Here is an 18,461-nt window from a genome sequence, read left to right as displayed (position 1 = left end):
ATGAATATCCATCGACATATTCCCAATGCGATTACTTGCCTCAATCTGCTGGCAGGTTGTGTGGCTATAATAGCTGCGATCGAGTACCGCGATCAGACTGTTGCTGCCGGATTCATTATTTTGGCTGCCGGATTCGATTTCTTCGATGGGATGGCAGCCCGGATTCTCAATGCGAAGTCATCGATTGGAGCGGATCTGGATTCATTGGCTGATGTGGTGAGCTTCGGCGTGGCTCCTGCCATGTGTTTGTATGCAGCTTTGGAGGCTGTAGTGGAGCCTTCGTATCGCTTTGCCACCTATGGCGTATTCCTTTTGGCTGCATTTGCCGCCTTGCGTTTGGCCAAATTCAACAACGACACGCGTCAGACTACCTCCTTTATCGGCCTGCCGGTTCCGGCCAATGCTCTTTTTTGGATCGCATACATAGACCTTTTTTCTTTAGATAGCAGTCCGATCATCACGGGATTGCCCTTGCTTGTGCTCACGCTTGCGCTCGTTTTCCTCTTTTCTTATCTGATGGTAAGCGAGCTGCCCATGCTTGCGCTGAAGATTCGATCGCTGGCGTGGCGTGGCAATGAATGGCGATATATACTGGTCATTGCTTCGGCTCTGTCCGTAGCAGTCTGGGGAATAGGTGGATTTTCGCCCGCTATCGTACTTTATCTGCTGATGGCTATCGCAACAAAGCGTATCGACCGCGAACGGAAGTGATCCAGAAGCCATGTATTCTCTCATTGCCTTGCTATAGGCACAATAACAAAAAAAGCATGATCATAATATGGAACTAATAGGCACTTTCTTCCTTGTCCTCTTTATCTACTGGGTAATCCGATTTCTGATGAAGATGTTCGCCATTCGTCAGATGTTTTTCGATCAGAAGAAGAACTCTTCACGGCAAGGAACGCAAACCACAAAAACGCCTTCACCGGGTGAAAAGGTCGAACTCGACGAACTGGAAAAACGAAGATTTGACAAAGACCAAGGAGAATACGTGGACTTCGAAGACATAAAGGACAAGGGCTGATACATAAATCGGATGGATCCATATACTCAGCTGGTTCGGATCTTTTGCTCCGATCTCCCATTGTTTGATAGCAGATCCGGCAAAAAATAAAGAGGGCGTGCCAATTCTTCATCTTGGCACGCCCTTTACTATATTGGGGTTTGAGACTCTCGAAACGAACTGTTATGCCCCGTTTCAGTGTCAGATCGGTCTTTTTATTTGCTGAGGATTGTCATGGTGTCGGAGGCAATCATATATTCTTCGTCGGTGGGAACCACGATCACGGTTACCTTACTTTCTGGCTTGCTGATTACCATTTCTTTTCCACGCATACCATCATTCACCTTCGGGTCGAAGACAATACCCATAAATTCCATATCGGAACAAACCTTCTCACGTGTAGAATATTGATTTTCACCCACTCCACCGGTGAATACAAGCACATCGACTCCACCCATGGCAGCTGCATAAGCTCCCACATATTTTTTGATCCGATAGTCGTACATGGTCATGGCCAGAATAGCTCTTTCGTCGCCATTCTTAATACCATCTTCGATCTCACGCATGTCCGAAGAAATGCCACTTACGCCGAGCACACCACTCTTCTTATTGATCAGTTCAGAGATTCCTGCAGCATCCAGACCTTCTGCTTCCATCAAGAAAGTAAGAACACCAGGGTCGACATCTCCACTGCGGGTACCCATCATAAGTCCTTCTACGGGTGTCATCCCCAATGATACATCCAGAGCCCTGCCATTTTTGATGGCAGCGATGGAAGCACCATTGCCGATATGCGCCGTGATAATACGAGTTTTGTTGTAGTCCAGACCCAAAATCTCGCAAGCACGGGCACTGACATAGCGATGGCTGGTGCCGTGGAATCCATAGCGACGTACACCATGCTTGTTGCACATATCGTATGGCAAGGCATATCGGTACACATGTTCGGGCATGGTCTGGAAGAAAGCCGTATCGAATACACCGACCTGACGGATACCGGGGAGCAGCTTTTCGATGGCTACCACGCCTTTGAGGTTAGCAGGATTGTGAAGCGGAGCCAAGGGGATACATTCCTCTACTTTGGCAATTACTTCCGGTGTGATCTCCACACTGTTGCTGAACTTCTCTCCTCCATGAACGAGACGGTGGCCTACAGCATCGATTTCTTCGTAGCTCTTGATGCATCCATATTTCTCATCTTTGAGTACGGAGAGAATGAACTCCACGGCTATTGTATGCTCGGGCATATCTTTCTCCAGCACTACCTTCTCGCCATTGGGCATGGTTAGTTTGAGAAACGAGCCGGGAAGACCCAATTTTTCTACTCCGCCCTGAGCCAATACGTCGCCCTTGGGCATTTCGAGTAGCTTATATTTGACGGATGAACTACCACAGTTCAATACCAATACTTTCATATCGTTTAGTTGATTTTTAGGGGTTTGATAGGGTTGGTTTTCTCTATTATTGTTCTTTGGCTGCGATAGCTTGGTTAGCCGTGATGGCAACCATCCTGTATATATCCTCGACCGAGCAGCCGCGACTCAAATCGTTTACAGGAGCAGCCATTCCTTGCAGGATAGGCCCTACGGCTTCTGCATGTCCAAGACGCTCTACAAGTTTGTATGCGATGTTGCCGACTTCAAGCGTCGGGAATACAAGTACATTGGCCTTTCCTGCCACATTGCTTCCGGGAGCTTTGAGTATTGCCACTCTTTCTACCAAAGCGGCATCGGCTTGCATTTCGCCGTCGATCATCAAATCAGGTGCCATTTCTTGAGCTTTACGAGTAGCTTCTACGACCTTGTCTGTCATTTCATGCTTTGCACTGCCTTTCGTAGAGAAGCTCAACATGGCTACACGGGGCTCAATGTCAGCAATAGCCTTTGCCGTGCGAGCTGTAGCTACAGCGATCTGTGCCAGCTCGTCCGATGTCGGATTGGGGATAACCGCACAGTCTGCCACGAGCAAGAGTCCGTCTTTGCCATATTCTTTGGCCTTGGTGAAGAGTAAGAAAGTACCGCTCACGCTACTCATGCCCGGAGCTGTCTTGATGACTTGAAGGGCCGGACGAAGTACATCGCCGGTAGTATTCTGTGCGCCGGCAATCAGTCCATCGGCATCTCCGCTCTTTACGATGAGACAACCCAGATAAAGAGGGTTTTCTACGAGTTCGGCCGCCTTTTCGGGAGTCAGCCCTTTCTTTTGACGGATTTGCAGCAGAAGATCTGTGTATTGTTGTTTCTTGGGGTGGTTATTGGGATCGATGATCACAGCCTGGTCCAAGTTTTTCAAACCGAGTTCTGTCACTTTGGCTTTCACCTTGTCGACATTGCCGATCAGAATGATGTTTACAACTTTGTCGGCCATGAGGCGGTCGGCAGCTTCCAATGTACGAGGTTCCAACCCTTCGGGCAGAACGATCCGTTGCTTGTTCTCTTGAGCACGCTTAATAACGTCTTGAATGAGATCCATGGATAATACCTTATTATGTTATAGTTATTGTTTGAAAAGAAAGACGAACAGAAATGACGCCTTATTTGCGGTCGCAAAGATAGTTAAAAACACGGGTAATAAGAGAGATACGCTCAAAATAATTTGAAATGGACGCACCACAAAAATACGGCTGCGATTCCATTTTCTCTTTTGTGTTTATATCTCTTTTCTACAGTCTTATTTGACTCGTGCGGATAGCGGGTGGCGCAGTCCCTCAGCTGACTTCAGATAGACTTCGGCAGCCCCGATTTTCAACTCCATTCTGATACGCACCGGTATTCTGTTGGCATCGTTCGTGAACCATACGGTAATAGCTTTTTGAGGCTTCTTGAATGTTTCAGGTTCATTTATAAGCATAGATACCCGATGAGTTCGGTAGCTGATGCCTTGTTTAGTCTTCTGTACGTCAGCCCCTTCGTATTGAAAGAAACAGTCGATTCCCTTTTTGCCGGCAAAGATTTTTGTCTTTATAATCTCTTTGGAAGCACTCGACCAGTCAATCGATCGAAGGTAAAGTATGGCACCTATCATATCAAGAGAAGTTTGATCGACAAATTCGATCGTGTCTATCCTTGCCTCTCCGTTGCGGAATCGTGTGGTATGTATACGATTGCGTCCCTCTTGCCGAGAGAAATGAATGAGATCTATCGTATAATCTCCTCCCTCCATTACGTGTTTCTGACCATTCATGATACGCATGTCTTGATCAAGATTACAGTCGAGAGTATCCCTCATACTAAAGATAGCATCGAAGAAAGGAGCCGTCCTGAAAAGCAAACGGGATCGATATCCTTTGTCCGCCTTTTTGAACGAAAGCGAAGCGGCACCGGCACGAGGCATCAGTGCCCCCCATTTATAGTAGACCGTATAGTCGAGTCGCTCGCCGGACTGAACAAAATCATTGACAATAGGCTGCTGGGCTTGTAACAGTATAGGAGTACCGCTTATATATAAAATCGTAAGGATATGGACTATTCGGTTGGATAGCCATTGTTTCCGACTTACATTTTCTTTTGCCTTCATTTCTTCCCTTCTTCTTTTTTATGCAGGCTTTTTTTCAACGCCCCAAATATAGGCAATAAGCTATTTAGTAAAAATAAAAGGAGGAAGCCTGCGCAAGGCCTCCTCCTAAAATCGTTTCGGTCTTCCGAGTTTAAATACCCGATGTTATTTATAGATTTCGCTCAACTTTTCGATGAGCTTTTCGCCACGAAGATCGCGCTCTACAATGGTGCCGTCAGGACCGAACAGGATAACTTGAGGAATCCCTTGTATGCCATACATATCCGTTGCAACATTCTTGCTGTCAAAAATCTGAGGCCAAACTACGTTAAGGGCTTCTTTGGCTTTGAGGTGATCTTCCATTTTGTCCCAAACCACCACTCCGATTACTTGCAGACCTTTAGCTCCAAACTTAGCATTAGCTTCAGCTATATAAGGGATCTCGCGACGGCAAGGACCGCACCATGAGGCCCAGAAGTCTACCACAGCATAGTTGCCTTGTCCCACATATTTGAATAGTTCCACCTCGTTGCCCTCGGCATCTGTGCCGGTGAAGTTTTTAGCCATTTTGCCGGGCTGCGTGTCAGCCAAGTTGTCAATCATAGCAAGCAGACGCACGATGTTCGGATGTGCCAAAACAATAGGGCCGGCTTTTTTACGTGCCTCTACAATAGCATTGGAATTAGAGCTTTCACCACGGAGAATATTCTGGAAGAGACGTATTCCAAGAGCATCGTTCGTATGCGATTCGTACAGATCGGCTGTGATTTTGTTTTTCTCTCCTAACATAGCTGTGTATTCTTTCTCGAGCAATGCCTGAGTTTCCTCGGCCGGACGAAGCGTATCAGCTTGAATCTCTTCCATCTTCATCCTGAAATTATCTTCCAACTCGTTAAGTTTAGCGGAATACTCAAAATTCTTATCGTTCAGCGGAGTACCCTTTGCTGCAAATTCTCCGACTTTAGCCGATATTTTGCCATCCTCCAAGATGAAGATAATCGGAGCTACGTTCTGTTCGGGAGAAGCCGTCACGATATAAGCCAGTTTAGCTGTGTCGATATGCTCTCCGGTGAATGTAAATGCACCGTTCCGGATCGTCGTGCTATCCAGTTTGTTGTCTTGAGACAGCTGGATATAAACCATCTTTCCATCCAGGTTCAGCGTACTATCCACTGTACCGGTGATGGTATAACCTTTCTGTTGACAGGATGTAAGACCTGCAAGCAGCACTACGGCTGCGAATAACAATTTTTTCATACGTTATCGTTTTTGAATTGGTGGATTATTTCTACCGGCAAAAGTAAGTATTTTGGTCTTTATAGCCCCCTTCCTTAGAATCGATAAAAACGGATTCTATTCCGAAGGATTTTGAAAATGTTCTTCAAAAATCGGATAATGATCCCAATGCTATCCCTGTGATTGTCCAAAAAATAAAGCCTATCTAAATAATAAACTATTCTTTTTAAAAGAATTTATTTACTTTTGTATAGCGAACAATTCATTTAGAAATATAGACTATGGAAAAAAAGCGTGGAAAAAGGGCTGAAACGCCTGAACAAAAGAAGCAAAAAGCTTCCATGGGTTTTTACTTTAAGAGTACAAAACCTGCCGAAAGAATGGCTCAGCTTGATGCAGCGATCGCTCGCTATGAAAATTACTTGGCCAACTGCCGAATAGCTAAAGATAATATCGCTGTTACATCTGTAGCGGATCAGATTAAAATGCTGACCAAAGAACAAAAAGAAGAGTTGAAAAAATTCCTCTAAACATCTTTTCCTTATTCCGTTCTCACCTGCTGATAGCACATGAATCGGAATAGGGTTATCTCAATAAGCGAGGCTGTCCGAGTGTAAAACTTCGGCAGCCTTTCTTTTTCGGACAAAAGGAGCTAAGGACGAGACTGGTAATTTGGGACAAAGATCCTGATAGTCTAATGCAAGTTCGATGTACGGCCTACATGGCTTGGCGGATAGAGTCTGACCCCGACATCCAGACAGCAGCACATTCCTATTATTGAGGCAGCGCAGTACCCAAAACCTGCCGGCTCGGCAATACGCACCAAAAAAGTTCAGATTCTCGCCCCTCATTCGGGAGAAAGTGGCGCGAGATTTTTTTCATTTTGGCGCATAAATTTTTTACTTCCCGAACCAAAAGAAAAAAGTTTTCGCGCCATGTTTTTAGGACTAACGAACGCAAAAATTTTGGTGCCATAAACTAAACCGATATAAGATGGAGCATACCCCATTTAGCCGGTATCGGTCATTAGAAAAATGAAACCTACGACCAATCCGGCTTTAATTGCTCTCTTTTTTGTTCTTTTGTGCAGAAACAAGGTTGTAGGTCGATGATACAGCTAACTACCCCAGTTGACAATCCGGTGATAAGCGAAAAGTTAATCTCTTACGCCAACAGACTCTTTTTCATCGGGTCCTGCTTTAGTTTGGAAGTCGGTTCTTATATGCGTCAAGCCGGATTCCGTGCAGAGATCAATCCTTTTGGAATCATGTACAATCCCCTATCCATAGGAAGGTGTATCGGCAGATTGCTCGATGCTACACCTTATGCGGCGGATGAACTGTTCGAATATGATGGCTTATTTCACAGCTTCGACCATCATGGAGTCTTTTCTCACGCGAAAAGAGGAGAAACCTTGCAGCACATCAATGACCGCTTGCGCACCGGTCGCGAAGCTTTACTTGGCTCGGACAGGCTTTTCTTTACTTGGGGGACAGCTTTTGTCTACAACAGTATTCATGACAATAAAGTGGTGGCCAACTGTCATAAACTGCCCGAACGGCTCTTCCGCAGGCATATGGTCAGTATCGATGACTTACTGGCTGTATGGATTCCTCTCATGGAGCGACTGACAACTTCTTATCCGGAGCGTAAGATCATCCTTACGGTCAGCCCTGTACGTCATCTTCGCGATGGAGCTGTAGGTAATCAGCAAAGCAAAGCCACTCTCGTCCTGTTCTGTAAGGCTTTGACAGAGCATTTCCCGGAGCATCTTTATTATTTCCCTGCATATGAGATAATGATGGACGAACTGCGTGACTATCGCTATTATGCAGACGATATGACTCATCCATCTGCTTTGGCCGTTTCGATCATACGTGAACGCTTTACCGATCTTTTTGTGGGAAAGGAGCACCGTGAGGCTATGGAGGCCTGTCTCAAACTCCGACGTCGTATGGCGCACAGACCGTTACACCCGGATAGCCCTGATGCCATGCTGTTTGAAGAACAAACACAGACACTCATCAGTGCATTGCTACGTAAGTATCCGGACTTAGTATTAGACGATATTGCGGATGGGATAGAATCCTGATATTCCAATGTACGATTTAATAGCATATTCATGACCATGTTCCTTTTCTCCGAATTATGCAGGCACTTGTCTCCTCGAGAGGCAAGAATCGTCAGCGACAACGAGATCGTATACCTGCTTACCGATAGTCGTACACTGTCCGATCCTGCCACCACCCTCTTCTTTGCTATACGTACCGCATCGGGCGACGGCCATTTATATATCCGAGACTTGTATGACAGGGGGGTAAGGAATTTTGTCATTTCGGATCTTTCCGAAGATTTGACAGAGAAAATGCCGGAAGCAAATTGGATGCGTGTGGCGCATCCGTTGGACTCTCTACAACGGATAGCTGCGCTAAGGCGTTCTATGTTCGATATTCCTGTGATAGGAATTACCGGAAGCAATGGCAAGACAATCGTCAAAGAGTTTCTTTACCAGTTATTACGCAAGGACTATCGCATTGTCCGCTCGCCCCGAAGCTATAACTCGCAGATAGGAGTACCTCTTTCCGTATGGCAAATGACAGAGGAACACACTCTCGGTATATTTGAGGCCGGCATATCGCAAATGGGGGAAATGGAACGTCTGGAGGGCATAATACGCCCCTCGTACGGTATCATTACGAATATAGGAGGTGCTCATCAGGAGAATTTCCCGGATATAAAAACGAAACTGGAGGAAAAGCTTCGCTTGTTCCTCCATTGTCATACCATTGTCTATAACGGCGACAGCGAAGAGATAGCAGCAGCTATCTCTTCTTCTGGTTTGGCAAGAGCCGGGGTGTCATGGAGCCGGACGAATCCCGAAGCTCATTTGTACATATGCAGATTGGAATCGAAAGATAATCGCACCGAGATTGATTTTCGGTGTCTCGGCAAAGATTACTCTCTTGTGTTGCCATTCACAGATGCTGCTTCCATAGAAGATATGATCCATTGCATCACACTGATTTCTGTACTGTGTCCGGAGGTCTTATCTGCACGAAAGCGGTTTGCAGGTTTAGAGCCTGTCGAAATGCGAATGGAAGTTAAGGCCGGAGACCATGGCAATACGATCATCAATGATGTTTACAGCAATGATGTCTATTCGCTCACGCTGGCCTTGGACTTCCAACGAAGACGTACTGCCGAAACAAGCCTAAAGAAAGTGTTGATTCTGTCCGACATCTTGCAAAGCGGAATGCCTCCCGAAGAATTGTACAGGCATGTAGCAGCACAATTACAAGTCTATGCTCTTGACTTTTTCGTCGGTATCGGAGAGGAAATAGCCTCGAATCGCACTTGTTTTGCCGGCATGTCTGCCGTTTTTTTCAAAGACGTTGCCACATTCTTGGCATCCGGTGAGATAGAACACCTTTCCGACAGTTGCATTCTGCTTAAAGGTGCACGCAAGTATCGTTTCGAACAGATTACGGAACGGCTTGTCCAGCAGGTGCACGAGACTGCGCTAAGGATCAACTTATCGGCCATCACCCATAATCTTAATTTCTATCGCAATTTAGTTCCTTCTGGCACCAAAACCATCTGTATGGTCAAAGCCCAGGGCTACGGCGTAGGCTCCTACGAGCTTGTCAAGACGCTGCAGGAGCATCGTGTGGATTATATAGCCGTCGCTGTAGCGGACGAAGGTAAGGAGCTTAGGGAAAGGGGTATCAATATGCCTATCGTGGTGATGAATCCCCAAAGAAATGCCTTTCAGACACTCATAGACTATGGATTAGAGCCTGAGATTTATAGCTTTGCCCTTCTCGCTTCTTTTTCAGATGCTGTCGTACGCAACGGTCTCACGGGCTATCCTGTTCATATCAAAATCGACACGGGGATGCACCGGCTTGGTTTTTTACCGTCTGAGATGACACAGCTCGGTGAGATACTTGTTAAAGATGCCGGATTGAGCATTCGCTCTGTATTTACTCATCTTGCAGGTGCCGATGACCCTGATTTGGATGATTTCACGCGATCTCAACTGCTGTCTTTCGATACTGTTTTCGCCTCTCTCTCTTCTTCATTAGGCTATATACCTCTCCGTCATGTATTGAATACGGCAGGGGTAGAGCGTTTTGCCGACTACCGTGCCGACATGATTCGTCTTGGCATCGGCTTGTATGGAGTAACGGCATCCGGTGTACAAGGATTGAGACCGGTAGCCACCCTGATGACTACAATTTTGCAAATCAAGGATATTTCTTCGGGCGATACGGTCGGATATGGACGTAGAGGACGGGTACAGCAACCATCTCGAATAGCCATTATACCTATCGGTTATGCCGATGGTCTGGATAGGCGTTTGAGTTGTGGAGTAGGAGAAGTACTTGTCCGCGGTCACCGCTGTCCAATTGTAGGGAATGTCTGTATGGATATATGTATGATAGATGTTACCGGCGTGCCGGCAGAAGAGGGTGACCCTGTCATTATTTTCGGAGAAGAACTCCCGATCGAAGAAGTTGCCCGTAAGATGAATACTATCCCCTATGAGGTGCTCACAGGTATCTCGCCTCGTGTCCGCAGAGTTTATTTCCAAGAGTAGTATACATCTTTTTTATTTTCTACTCTTTTACCCTGTGATAATATCATATGAAAGGGAATATGCATACGTATATATACGTAGAAAAAATACAGAGGAACCCGTAGAAAATCTCTTCAAATACCTCTTACCTTTGCGATAGATAAAAACAGAGATACTGTTTTGGGAAAATATCTTACTTATTCCTCAATAGTGTTTTTATTGTAATGGGTGCGCGCGGGATTGCTTGTATAAGCAATCCCGTTTTTTTTGTATGGATTTTGATCTTATTTATCTGTGAAAAACGCCCGACTTCTTGTGTTTTGTTCGGAGGATGAATTACTCTGCCTTACGAAGTAGTAGCAACACCTTTTTCCCATCTGCCATTGTCGTGCCCATCAGTGTCTTTTCTCCACCGTCTGCCATCTTGCTGCGTTGTCTCAGTTCGATCGGAGAAAGAGGAAAGTTGCGACAACTGATGGAAGCCTGTGGTACTGTCTTGTGAAGCTGTTTAAGCACGGAAGAGGAAAAGGGAATAATTTCTTCCAGAACAAAGGTACGCCCGGGGAAAGCCGACTCATATACTTCCGACGTGTAAAGATGACTGTTGGGATGCAGTTTGCGTAAGCCAAGGCGATAGGCTACGGTCTTGAAGGCTCCGGCTTTTAGCAATGCAGTATGTGGCTCATATACGTACTTTTCTATCGAATCGGCATACGGAATAGAGATACTTCTCTCTTCCTCCATTGTAAAGATGAAGGGTATTGCGGTATCTTCCGAAAGAAGATTGACTGCGTGGATCGGTACTTTTTCGGGAGGAATAGCAGCTTTGCTTAGAGACATTCTGACCAATAGTTCTTTTACCTCTCCGTGGGCGGCCACTACGTGTAGCTCCTGTACGTGCGGAAGAGACTGAAGCGTGTCCCACAGGTCGATCATAGGAGATAGTTTGCCCAGAATACTGCCACAGAACGGCAGCAATTCGGCAGCCAATGGGATGAGATCCGGCTCACAGTCGGCTATGGCATAGACGCGCTTATCCGCTCCCGACCTTCTGGCAGGATCCACGTAGATACAGTCGGGGCGAAAAGTCTTTATCTGCTGTAAATACTCTTTGAAATCCCCTGTTAGGATATTTACATCTTTCCCTTCGTTGAGCAATAGCGGTATGTTGTGCCGTGCTGCAGTTGCCGTCTCTTCATTTCGCTCGATATATATGCCTTGGGACGCTTTGGACATCAAGGCCATGAAGTCGATGCCGAGTCCGCCGGTCAGATCCACCACCTTGGCCCCTTCTCCGACGAAACGGCTTTTGTACGAACTCGTGACAGCTCCGGAGGATTGCTCCAAAGAGAGCCGTGAAGGAATGTACAGAGAACTGATACCGGCCCACCGGGGCAGCTTGTTCTTCAGACGAGGCCAAAGCTCTATTTGGGTAGCTACCGCAGCCCGATACTCCGGGGGAATATCATTGCTCCCCAGCAGAATCCTGTCGGGTGATTGGTCGGCATAGAGCTTAGCCCATCGCGTAATGGCGAGAATTTCTTTTTCGTCGAATAGCATCGTCCGTACGGGGTATATACTGAAAGAGGGAACCCTTCGAATGGATTCCCTCAGATACTGTGTGACCGCGACAGGATTCAAACCTGTAACCGGCTGATCCGTAGTCAGCTACTCTATTCAGTTGAGCTACGCGGCCATCGTAAAAGCCTGAAACAATAGAAGGAGAAAAAGTGACCGCGACAGGATTCAAACCTGTAACCGGCTGATCCGTAGTCAGCTACTCTATTCAGTTGAGCTACGCGGCCGTTCTTCTTTTCTTCGTTTCGGGTGCAAATATAGTGGTTTTATCGATAGATGCAACATCCCCGAACGGTTTTTTTCCCTTTTGCCGGTGTAAGTTTCTATTTCTCGGGTGGCTTTTGCTTCATGCTTTCGGAGGCGATACGGACAGATCCATGGCGAAGGAGGAGGGTACGGGCTTCTTCGTAGGAGAGGTCGAACTCACTCATCAGCATGCGCGTGCCCCGATCGATCAGCTTGTTGTTGCTGAGTTGCATATTGACCATACGATTGCCCTTTACCCGTCCGAGACGAATCATTATGGAGGTGCTGATCATATTCAGGATCATTTTCTGCGCCGTACCGGATTTCATCCGTGAGCTACCCGTCACGTATTCCGGGCCTACTATCACTTCGATGGGACAATCCGCTTCGGCAGCCAGCGGAGATCCGATATTGCTACAGATACATCCCGTCAGGATTCCATGTCTGCGTGCTTCTCGCAAGGCTCCGATGACATAGGGTGTAGTCCCCGATGCCGCTATGCCGATGACCGTATCGGAGGAGTTTACTCCGTGGCTCAAAAGCTCTTCCCAGCCGCGTTCGGTGTTGTCTTCGGCTTTCTCTACCGGATTACGCAGGGCACGATCCCCTCCGGCGATCAGCCCGATGACGAATGTGGGGGGCATACCGAATGTGGGGGGGATCTCCGAAGCATCCAGGACACCCAAGCGGCCACTGGTGCCGGCTCCCATGTAGAAGAGTCGCCCACCCTGCTCCATGCGTAGTATGATTTGTTCGACCAATCGTTCGATCAACGGGATAGTCCGGCTGACGGCTTCGGCCACTTTCCTGTCCTCGCGGTTGATGTCTTCGAGGATCTCTCTGGTCGACTTTTCTTCCAGTCGGTCGTACAGGGATGGCTGTTCGGTAATCTTCTCAAACATGATCGTTGCAGTGATATTGTATAAGTCCCTCCATCGGACTTTGCAGTACCGATCCGAGCGTCAAGCCTCTTTTTTCGATGACGCTGCTCAACACTTCCCGATAGTGGAAAGCTACGGAGCCGATGAAGTGGATGGGGAGGTCAGGGCGATTGTATCGGAGCACATTGCGCACAAGAAAGTCGTCGAAACTATTCTGTACAAGGCTATATACAGCCGGAATGTCCAAATGCTGCGCGATAAAGGGAGAGAATCCGGCCAAGAAACGGTTGGGGAAAGGCTTTCGATAGACACTCTCGATAATATCGGCAGACGTCAGATCATACTCCTGCAGGAAAGCTTCGCACAGCCCCTCCGGCATCTGCCCCTTGAGCAGGCTGCCGATGAAGAGCCGTCCCAATACGGCTCCGCTCCCTTCATCTCCGAGGATATAGCCCAGTGGGGAAACGTTGGCTTTGATCTCCCGACCATCGAACAGGCAGGAATTGGATCCCGTACCCAATATGCAGGCTATCCCCTCGGTATCGCCACAGAGAGCACGGGCTGCGCCGAGCATATCGCCGGCGACTTCGATGCGGCCACAGCAGGGCAGCATACCGCCCAAGGCTTCGTATAGTATAGGAGCTTTGGCCGGTGTACACCCTGCTCCGTAGAAATGTACAGCTCGGATGGAGGTGGCTTTTGGGCCTATGGCCGGCAGGACATCCGAGCACAAGGCTGTGTCTATTTCGTCCCTATCCTGCTGAAAGGGATTGATACCCGACGTTTGGAATCGTCCGAGGCTTTTTCCCTCCTTGGCCATGCACCAATCCGTCTTGGTGGAACCGCTGTCTCCAATCAGAATCATGATCGTATTTCTTTTTTCCTGCTCAACAAGGCCAGACCCATAGCGGTAAAGAGGGCATTGAAGATGAGGAGTTCGTAACTGAATTTATAGCCGCCGAACCATTGCTCCGAATGGCTCTGGAGAATGTAGCAGAGCACCGGAGCGGCAAGGGCTGCCAGAGGGACGTATCTGTCCCGTACCGCCCTTTTGGTGGCGATGCCAAAGAAAAACAGCCCCAATATCGGGCCATAAGTGTAACTGGCCAGTACGTAGACGGCATCGATGACGCTCGTGCTGCTCACCATATCGAAGAAGTATATGACCAACCCCATGACGACAGCCATGCCGATGTGCACGCGATGGCGTATGCGATCCGATTGCTCTTCGGTTCGGTGGCTGTCTGCTTGGAGGATGTCCAGCGTGAACGAAGTGGTCAGAGCCGTCAGAGCCGAACCGGCTGCGGAGAAAGCCGACGACACCAGTCCCAAAATAAACAGGATACCGACAATAGGCGGAAAATAGCTACCCGTGGCCAAGAGAGGGAAAAGTTCATCACTTTTGGCCGGATGGGGGATGCCGTGGCTGTCGGCATAGGTATAGAGCAGGGTGCCGAGCATGAGGAAGAGTGCTATGATGAAAAACTGCATCACGCCACCGGTGAGGACGTTCTTCTGCGAATCGCGGTAGTTCCTACAGCTCAGATTGCGCTGCATCATGTCCTGATCCAGACCCGTCATAGCTATTACGGTGAATACGCCCGCCGGAAACTGCTTGAAGAAATAGCGTCTGTCGTTCACATCATCGAAGAAAAACATACGGGAGTAGTCGCTCCCACCGATAAGATCGGAAAGCCCACCCCACTTGTCGCCCAAGTCGGCAGAAATATAGACGATGCAGAGTACGACCGAGACGATGAGGCAGAGGGTCTTGAACGAATCTGTCCAGATCAGCGATTTCACTCCGCCCTTGAACGTATACAGCCAGACGAGGAGCATCGTCAGACACACATTGGTCCAAAAAGGCCAACCGAACGGTTCGAATATGATCAGTTGGAGCGTCAGGCACACGAGGAAGAGACGGACAGCCGCACCGAGCATCTTGGAAATGAAGAAAAACCATGCCCCCGTCTTGTAGGACGAGAATCCGAACCGCTCTTGCAAGTAGCCGTAAATGGACATCAGATTCATCCGGTAGAAGAGAGGGATCAGCACGAAAGCAATGATCAGCTGTCCGGCCACGAAGCCCAGTACCATCTGCAAGTAGGAGAATCCACTGCCGGCCACCATGCCCGGCACGGATACGAAGGTCACACCCGATATACCGGAGCCGATCATGGCAAAAGCCACCATGTACCACGGGGATTTGCGATTGCCGACGAAGAAGCCGGCATTATCCGCCTTGCGGCCCGTGATGATGGAAATACCGAAAAGGAAAATGAAATAGATGATAACGGTCAGAATAGCTACGAGAGGACTCATATCAAATCATTGAGACGTTAGGAGGAGTACTTTTCTTAAACACTCTGCAAAGCTACGGAAATACGGCAAGCTCTTTGCAACCAGCATATCCGACAGATCATGAGCTGCATAGTCGTGCTCGTGAAGACATCTCCGGCAGACTTCCGGCTACGCCCTAGGGGTTATCGAGCTACGCTGTAGGGGTCAATGAGCTACGCTCTAGAGCTTGTCGAGCTACGCCGTAGAGGCCGGCTCGTTATCCTCTACGGCTTATCTCGTTATGTTCTAGGGAGCTCCTCATTGTCCTCTACGGATTATCTCCCTACGCCCTACAGCTCGTTTCCATACGCTCTACAGGATAGCAGAAGAGCCCCTGTTCTGCAAGGAAAAGAGTGGGGAAAAAGCTGCAAAACGGACAATTCTGTTCGGCTTTCAAAATGTCGGAAAGTTGATCGTATAGCGGAGCATCAGGCCGTAATCTTTATGGAAATTGTATGCGCCACAGAAGATGCCGATTTGTGCGATCGTACCACGAGAATAGCCTATTTCGAAGAAAGGCATCCGGTCTTTGTGGCATCCCCAATACGTATTCAGATGAAGGTTGGACTGGAACGAAGCGAATAGGATGCCCAACGGATTAGTGATCAATGAGGGGAAACACCAGCGAGTCTGAAGGATGAGAAAGTTCTGATCCGTATAAGAATAAGGAGGGAGGGTTTGGAAACTGTCGTGGAGCGTGCCTCCTATTTGAAACAAAGCATTGTCAGCTTTGAGATAGCGCTGTTCGTCGAGGTGTACCGTATGCCGACGAAAGTAACTGCCCACCGTGAAGTGGTAGTAGAGCGAGTGCAACGGATTGAGTCGGAGATTTTGCCGTACCGAACCGGATAGGTAGATGTAGTCGCTGTCGTGCTCTCGTCCGAGCGGTATGGCTTGACGGTAAGTGAGCCCAAATAGCGGAGCGCGTGTACCGACCCCGTCATACCGCTTACGTCCGTCCTTGTCCAAACGATAATAGGGTGCAGGATTATAGCGGATGCTGCCCCCGACCGTCAGACTTCTGTGATCGGGCATCGAATAGAGCAGGCTATCGGGAGAAGATGCGATGCCGCCGATTAATTTGTTTTTAATCGGTTTCTTGAAAATTCCCCATACACGATTTTCGGCCAAAGGGCTGCCATGGCGTCCTTCAGCGAAGAGGAATAGCTGCAAGCCCGGCAATAGGTCTATCTGATTGCTCAAGCGCAGATACTTCTTGTCATATAGCATCAGATGACCACGACCGTCTACTAAGGTGGTCAGGAAAGTCTGTATGCGCCAGTCCGTATTGGCAAACGGGCCAGTCAGGTCTGCACTCTGCCTGCCTGCCGATAGGGAGAGTAGTCCACCCGAGAGAGGAGCGTAGCGGAAATCGGCACGGACATCCCAGTATAGCTTCCGCCTATGAGTAGTATAATATAGTATAGGGCGCAGCGTCAGGTCTACACCTTTGGAAAACTTCTGCCGGAAGAAAAAGCTCTGTCCCAACCAAAAGCCATCCGTATAGCGGTAGTCATAGAGCGATCCGCGGATAAGGCCGTTGAATCCGAGTGTAGTCCCCTCTCCCATTTTATAGTCATGTCCGCCGAGGATAGCACCGAGGATGGAAGTACGGCCGGTACGTTCGCCTTCCCGACCGCCACCGAACCGCCGCTTTTTCTCAAAAGCTTGCATCAGACTGTCCCGATTGGCATAGCTCTGTGCTTCTTCATCGGTAAGCGGTGCCGTCACTACAGCGTCCCAGTAGGAAGAGTCGCGATCGAAAGCTAGTGAATCGAATCGGACCTTGGCCTGCAATTCGGTATCGGGCAGCATATACTTGTCGGGCAGATGATAGCCCAGCGTATCCAATCGGGATTCGAGCATCCGAAGGTGGCGGTTTACTTCGCGGTTCGTACGGAAGCGAAGTCCCTCAGCTCTTCGGGCAGTGGATAGCAATTTGCGGTCGATCTCAAGCGAATCGTACACCAAGGACGAAAAGTACTGGTACTCCAGTTTCAGTCCCATCGACTGCATCTCCATACCGATGGCATAGGTGGTGGGCAGGTACACATCCTTTTCGAGCGGATTGAGACTTATATCGACCTTGTACCGAATCATATCGTAAGCCTTAATTTCCAATTTTAGTGCCTGCAGACACCAGATGCTATCGATCACCCACAGTTCGCCCCTCATGGCGTCCCTTCTGCCTTTGAAGCTGATGTGGTACACTTTTCTTTCCTTTTCCCGGCTGGTACCCTCCAGTTTGTAGGTGTACGATTCCAGTACACCCGTCCGTATAGGACTTGCCATGTTTACTATTCCATCAAGACTGAACTCTTTGGCATATATGTTGGTCGAGATAATCTGCATATAATCCGTTGTATCAGATTTGAGGTCATCCGGTATCGAAGAGCGCATCGCGCGCACTTGCTTGTTGTATTTGTTCGGATGCCGGAATTCCAGAGAGGCTTGGCTCTCTATGACGAAGCGTTTTTTCTCCAGATCCTTTGCACTTATGCCATCTGCTTTCTTATAGCGTAGCCAGAAAGGCAGCTTATCCAGCCGCATCGAACCCTTGGTATAGACTTTGGCCTGATAGCTCTTTACCATGTGCTCGTAAACTGGAGTGCGCGCTATGAGTTCGCGCATGATGGGATAGGCAGGATCTTCTTTAGGCCGTTTACCTATCACTTCCACCTCTTTCAGATCATAGATGACGGAGCTGAGTCGGAAAGTCTTCTCCTCGCTTTTCTCGCCCACGAGCAACTCTGTCTCAAGAGGAGTGTATCCCATGGAACGGATGGCCAGCCGGTAGCGTCCCGGATGGAGGCGGAGGATAAATCGTCCGCTCTCGTCCGCCACTACTCCGCTCTTTGTTTCAGCGACATAGATGGATGCATAAGATACGGGGGCTTCATTGTCCGCTGCGAGGACAAGACCTTTGATCACCGTTTGTGCCGTGGCTGAATAGCCTGCCGATACTATTATAATAATATATAGGAAGAAGTGGTGAAGTCTGCACCTCAGCAGGGAAGTCAATGACAACAGATGGTGTGGCATGGGTATTCTTCGTCTTTTTAGCGATTGATCTGCTCTGTAAAAATAAGGAAATGATACTTCT

General features: G+C 48.3%; 16 protein-coding genes and 2 tRNA genes. 6 read left to right on the top strand and 12 right to left on the bottom strand.

Annotated features, from left to right (window positions below):
- The gene (gene pssA, locus HQ50_RS04020) at nucleotides 1–711 is read left to right on the top strand and encodes a CDP-diacylglycerol--serine O-phosphatidyltransferase (RefSeq protein WP_039428409.1); all 711 of its coding nucleotides are present in this window, start codon (nucleotides 1–3) and stop codon (nucleotides 709–711) included.
- A gap of 67 nt (nucleotides 712–778) precedes the next feature.
- On the top strand, nucleotides 779–1,024 hold the full coding sequence (locus tag HQ50_RS04015; protein ID WP_018964887.1) for a hypothetical protein: 246 nt from the start codon (nucleotides 779–781) through the stop codon (nucleotides 1,022–1,024).
- Nucleotides 1,025–1,218: 194 nt separating this feature from the next.
- On the opposite strand, the gene HQ50_RS04010 is transcribed toward HQ50_RS04015, so the two are convergent.
- From HQ50_RS04010 to HQ50_RS03995, 4 genes are all read right to left on the bottom strand, one after another.
- Entirely contained in the window at nucleotides 1,219–2,418 is a 1,200-nt protein-coding gene (locus tag HQ50_RS04010) for an acetate kinase (RefSeq protein ID WP_026292158.1), read from the bottom strand.
- 46 nt (nucleotides 2,419–2,464) lie between these two features.
- Nucleotides 2,465–3,475: a phosphate acetyltransferase gene (gene pta, locus HQ50_RS04005; RefSeq protein ID WP_018964889.1), complete on the bottom strand. Its 1,011-nt coding sequence runs from the start codon at nucleotides 3,473–3,475 to the stop codon at nucleotides 2,465–2,467.
- 198 nt (nucleotides 3,476–3,673) lie between these two features.
- Nucleotides 3,674–4,519 (bottom strand): DUF3108 domain-containing protein, encoded by an 846-nt coding sequence (locus HQ50_RS04000; protein ID WP_039428406.1) that lies wholly within the window; start codon nucleotides 4,517–4,519, stop codon nucleotides 3,674–3,676.
- A gap of 144 nt (nucleotides 4,520–4,663) precedes the next feature.
- Nucleotides 4,664–5,755 (bottom strand): TlpA disulfide reductase family protein, encoded by a 1,092-nt coding sequence (locus tag HQ50_RS03995; RefSeq protein WP_039420742.1) that lies wholly within the window; start codon nucleotides 5,753–5,755, stop codon nucleotides 4,664–4,666.
- A gap of 260 nt (nucleotides 5,756–6,015) precedes the next feature.
- Here HQ50_RS03995 and HQ50_RS03990 point away from each other — a divergent pair, with 260 nt between their 5' ends.
- Nucleotides 6,016–6,264 carry a hypothetical protein gene (locus HQ50_RS03990; protein WP_039417819.1) on the top strand — a complete coding sequence of 83 codons (249 nt, stop codon included), beginning with the start codon at nucleotides 6,016–6,018 and terminating at the stop codon, nucleotides 6,262–6,264.
- A 244-nt stretch (nucleotides 6,265–6,508) separates the two neighbouring features.
- On the opposite strand, the gene HQ50_RS12075 is transcribed toward HQ50_RS03990, so the two are convergent.
- A complete protein-coding gene (locus HQ50_RS12075; protein ID WP_235317933.1) occupies nucleotides 6,509–6,616 on the bottom strand; it encodes a hypothetical protein in 108 nt (35 codons plus the stop codon).
- Nucleotide 6,617: 1 nt separating this feature from the next.
- On the opposite strand from HQ50_RS12075, the gene HQ50_RS12520 reads away from it, so the two are divergent.
- The 3 genes from HQ50_RS12520 (at nucleotide 6,618) to HQ50_RS03980 (ending at nucleotide 10,334) form a co-directional block, all read left to right on the top strand.
- Entirely contained in the window at nucleotides 6,618–6,716 is a 99-nt protein-coding gene (locus tag HQ50_RS12520; RefSeq protein ID WP_235315017.1) for a DUF1661 domain-containing protein, read from the top strand.
- A gap of 126 nt (nucleotides 6,717–6,842) precedes the next feature.
- The gene (locus tag HQ50_RS03985) at nucleotides 6,843–7,826 is read left to right on the top strand and encodes a GSCFA domain-containing protein (protein WP_039417817.1); all 984 of its coding nucleotides are present in this window, start codon (nucleotides 6,843–6,845) and stop codon (nucleotides 7,824–7,826) included.
- A 36-nt stretch (nucleotides 7,827–7,862) separates the two neighbouring features.
- A complete protein-coding gene (locus HQ50_RS03980) occupies nucleotides 7,863–10,334 on the top strand; it encodes a bifunctional UDP-N-acetylmuramoyl-tripeptide:D-alanyl-D-alanine ligase/alanine racemase (protein WP_018964895.1) in 2,472 nt (823 codons plus the stop codon).
- A gap of 315 nt (nucleotides 10,335–10,649) precedes the next feature.
- Here HQ50_RS03980 and HQ50_RS03975 read toward each other — a convergent pair whose 3' ends face one another.
- The 7 genes from HQ50_RS03975 to HQ50_RS03945 all read right to left on the bottom strand — a co-directional run bounded on the left by HQ50_RS03975 (nucleotide 10,650) and on the right by HQ50_RS03945 (nucleotide 18,400).
- On the bottom strand, nucleotides 10,650–11,954 hold the full coding sequence (locus HQ50_RS03975) for a class I SAM-dependent methyltransferase (RefSeq protein ID WP_235317926.1): 1,305 nt from the start codon (nucleotides 11,952–11,954) through the stop codon (nucleotides 10,650–10,652).
- Nucleotides 11,936–12,009, bottom strand: a tRNA-Arg gene (locus tag HQ50_RS03970). Before HQ50_RS03970 ends, HQ50_RS03975 begins: the two co-directional genes overlap by 19 nt.
- 35 nt (nucleotides 12,010–12,044) lie before the next feature.
- Nucleotides 12,045–12,118: transfer RNA gene (locus HQ50_RS03965), tRNA-Arg, on the bottom strand.
- A gap of 96 nt (nucleotides 12,119–12,214) precedes the next feature.
- On the bottom strand, nucleotides 12,215–13,039 hold the full coding sequence (gene murQ / locus HQ50_RS03960) for an N-acetylmuramic acid 6-phosphate etherase (protein WP_039428401.1): 825 nt from the start codon (nucleotides 13,037–13,039) through the stop codon (nucleotides 12,215–12,217).
- On the bottom strand, nucleotides 13,032–13,883 hold the full coding sequence (locus HQ50_RS03955; RefSeq protein ID WP_039428399.1) for an ATPase: 852 nt from the start codon (nucleotides 13,881–13,883) through the stop codon (nucleotides 13,032–13,034). Before HQ50_RS03955 ends, murQ begins: the two co-directional genes overlap by 8 nt.
- Complete coding sequence (locus HQ50_RS03950; protein WP_039428396.1) at nucleotides 13,880–15,340, bottom strand: sodium:solute symporter; 1,461 nt, start codon at nucleotides 15,338–15,340, stop codon at nucleotides 13,880–13,882. The genes HQ50_RS03955 and HQ50_RS03950 overlap by 4 nt, the downstream gene beginning before the upstream one ends.
- Before the next feature lie 411 nt (nucleotides 15,341–15,751).
- Nucleotides 15,752–18,400, bottom strand: coding sequence for a DUF5686 and carboxypeptidase-like regulatory domain-containing protein (locus HQ50_RS03945; RefSeq protein WP_235317474.1), 2,649 nt, complete (start codon nucleotides 18,398–18,400; stop codon nucleotides 15,752–15,754).
- Between the last annotated feature and the right edge of the window lie 61 nt (nucleotides 18,401–18,461).

Source organism: Porphyromonas sp. COT-052 OH4946 (genome assembly GCF_000765965.1).
In the GTDB taxonomy this organism is placed as follows: Bacteria; Bacteroidota; Bacteroidia; order Bacteroidales; family Porphyromonadaceae; genus Porphyromonas; species Porphyromonas gulae.
The sequence above is the reverse complement of the archived record's forward strand: the minus strand, read 5'-3'. Positions and strand labels throughout refer to the sequence as shown.

What these genes read in the sequence shown, in the direction of transcription:
- HQ50_RS03950 (WP_039428396.1), bottom strand. Translation starts at nt 15,340, where the DNA reads ATGAGTCCTCTCGTAGCTATTCTGACCGTTATCATCTATTTCATTTTC.
- HQ50_RS03955 (WP_039428399.1), bottom strand. Translation starts at nt 13,883, where the DNA reads ATGATTCTGATTGGAGACAGCGGTTCCACCAAGACGGATTGGTGCATG.
- pta (WP_018964889.1), bottom strand. Translation starts at nt 3,475, where the DNA reads ATGGATCTCATTCAAGACGTTATTAAGCGTGCTCAAGAGAACAAGCAA.
- HQ50_RS03995 (WP_039420742.1), bottom strand. Translation starts at nt 5,755, where the DNA reads ATGAAAAAATTGTTATTCGCAGCCGTAGTGCTGCTTGCAGGTCTTACA.
- HQ50_RS03985 (WP_039417817.1), top strand. Translation starts at nt 6,843, where the DNA reads ATGATACAGCTAACTACCCCAGTTGACAATCCGGTGATAAGCGAAAAG.
- pssA (WP_039428409.1), top strand. Translation starts at nt 1, where the DNA reads ATGAATATCCATCGACATATTCCCAATGCGATTACTTGCCTCAATCTG.
- HQ50_RS03945 (WP_235317474.1), bottom strand. Translation starts at nt 18,400, where the DNA reads ATGCCACACCATCTGTTGTCATTGACTTCCCTGCTGAGGTGCAGACTT.
- HQ50_RS12075 (WP_235317933.1), bottom strand. Translation starts at nt 6,616, where the DNA reads ATGAAAAAAATCTCGCGCCACTTTCTCCCGAATGAGGGGCGAGAATCT.
- HQ50_RS04010 (WP_026292158.1), bottom strand. Translation starts at nt 2,418, where the DNA reads ATGAAAGTATTGGTATTGAACTGTGGTAGTTCATCCGTCAAATATAAG.
- HQ50_RS03980 (WP_018964895.1), top strand. Translation starts at nt 7,863, where the DNA reads ATGTTCCTTTTCTCCGAATTATGCAGGCACTTGTCTCCTCGAGAGGCA.
- HQ50_RS03990 (WP_039417819.1), top strand. Translation starts at nt 6,016, where the DNA reads ATGGAAAAAAAGCGTGGAAAAAGGGCTGAAACGCCTGAACAAAAGAAG.
- murQ (WP_039428401.1), bottom strand. Translation starts at nt 13,039, where the DNA reads ATGTTTGAGAAGATTACCGAACAGCCATCCCTGTACGACCGACTGGAA.
- HQ50_RS04000 (WP_039428406.1), bottom strand. Translation starts at nt 4,519, where the DNA reads ATGAAGGCAAAAGAAAATGTAAGTCGGAAACAATGGCTATCCAACCGA.
- HQ50_RS04015 (WP_018964887.1), top strand. Translation starts at nt 779, where the DNA reads ATGGAACTAATAGGCACTTTCTTCCTTGTCCTCTTTATCTACTGGGTA.